General features: G+C 50.1%; 2 protein-coding genes and 1 pseudogene. All 3 read left to right on the forward strand.

Translation table 11 applies throughout. The features are described 5' to 3' along the window. Positions 1–491 (forward strand): hypothetical protein (locus KDK18_RS07100; RefSeq protein ID WP_257254182.1); only part of this gene is annotated, 491 nt, incomplete at its 5' end. A gap of 287 nt (positions 492–778) precedes the next feature. Beyond that, the gene (gene speE / locus KDK18_RS07105; RefSeq protein ID WP_257254183.1) at positions 779–1,657 is read left to right on the forward strand and encodes a polyamine aminopropyltransferase; all 879 of its coding nucleotides are present in this window, start codon (positions 779–781) and stop codon (positions 1,655–1,657) included. Continuing rightward, positions 1,650–2,003 (forward strand): annotated as a pseudogene (locus KDK18_RS07110) (hypothetical protein); the annotation flags it as partial. The gene speE and the pseudogene KDK18_RS07110, both read left to right, overlap by 8 nt.

A 2,003-nucleotide genomic window follows, 5' to 3' on the forward strand; every position in this document is an offset into this window, starting at 1 on the left:
TCGTGGACGTAAAGAAAACCGTCATCTTTGCTGTATTCGCTGGTCTGGCCTGCACTCATGCTTCTTCCAACGGCGATTATGTCTGTGGCGATGATACATTGGAGTACCTGACCTTCAAGTTAGAGAACCATACCAGTGAAGACATGCTACTGGATATGGGGCATCCCAAGTATGGCATCATCGAAGGCGGCAGAACACGTTATACTGTGTTCTCTCAAGGATCTATCACGCTACACGGATGTAACGGCTCGATCCTTGCCGGATTTGAGACCTATGTGCATCTGTACGGAGAACAATACCGTCAAATGTTTGACTGGCATATAAACATGCCTCTCTTTAAAACCGACAACAGCATTAGCTTCAATCGCTATGAACCCAAGCATACCTGTGATGTGACCTACTCCTATGAAGGTCACGGTTCCCTGAAAATGCAGGCGCATCAAAGCTTTCCTGGCGATATGGCCTCAATAGTGGTGGCCTGTCACGATTGATGGCACCTGAATTGGATTACCAACACAGCTCCACGATGTGCACCCCCTGAGGGATAATGATTAAATCTGCCTCAGGGGTTGTCATCCTGACATTTCAAGGGTTTAATTCGCGCGTTCTAACAGCCTTGAGCTTGATCAAGGGTCGAGTCCCTCGCCAGAGTGAGGCACCTCTATAATGGTTCCAATTCACTGCTGGTCCTGAATTTCCAGACTCTCTACTGCTGTCCCGACAACTGGCTGGTTGGACCTTCCCGTTATTGAAGGTCGGTTTTAAAAGGAAAGGCATCATGCTAAAAGACAACACATACCTTGAGACCCTCTATGATGGCTACGGCCAGAGCTTTTCCGTCGATGAGATGCTGTTCGAACAGAAAACCGAACACCAGCATCTGGTCATATTCAACAACAAGATGTTTGGTCGCATGATGGCGCTGGATGGTGTTATCCAGACTACAGAGAAAGATGAGTTCATCTATCACGAAATGATGACTCATGTGCCGATCCTGACTCACGGAAACGCCCGGCGAGTACTGATCATCGGTGGTGGTGACGGTGGTATCCTGCGTGAAGTGCTAAAGCACAAAAACGTTGAGCACGTCACCATGGTTGAAATTGATGGCGCTGTGGTCGACATGTGCAAAAAGTGGCTGCCCAACCACTCCGCTGGCGCCTACGAAGCCCCACGTGCCCACCTGGTGATTGACGACGGCATCAATTTTGTCAGTGACCGTGAAAAAACACCCGACGGCAGCTTTGACGTCATCATTTCTGACTGCACAGATCCCATTGGTCCTGGTGAAGTGCTGTTCTCTTCAGAGTTCTATGCTGGCTGCAAACGTCTGCTGAAAGAAGGCGGCATCTTTGTCGCTCAGAACGGCGTCTGCTTCATGCAACTGGAAGAAGTAGAAACCACCACCCGTCGTCTGGGCCATTATATGGATGACTGCTACTTCTACAGTGCTGCTGTACCCACTTATGCAGGCGGTATCATGACCTTTGCCTGGGGTTCCGACAATCCTGAAGCCCGTCATGTTTCTCTGGAAACAGTCACTGAACGTTTTGAAGCCTGCGGTGTCGAAACACGTTATTACACTCCCGCTATCCACAAGGCAGCTTTTGCTCTGCCCGGATACGTAGAAAAGGCGATACAGAAGGTCAATGACTAACCCAGCGATGCCCGACTTTCCGGAAAGCACGATCAGCAGCCATGAGCCACTGACTACAGACAGCGAATGGAGCGTGGAAGCGTCACGCTCCACCTACAATGCCCGCTATTGGAGTCAGGGATACTTCGATATTAACGATGACGGCGAGGTCGTCTATCTGCCCAGGGGCAGACCGGCTGTCAGTCTCAATAATATTGCTGCTCAACTGGTTCGCAAAGGGGCGTCATTGCCCATTCTGGTACGTTTTCCGGAGATTCTCCATGATCGGGTTAACACTCTGTGTGACGCCTTTAACCAGGCCATTGGCGAATACGGCTATCGAAATGATTACCTGGCGGTTTATCCC

Source organism: Endozoicomonas sp. SESOKO3, from assembly GCF_024606255.1.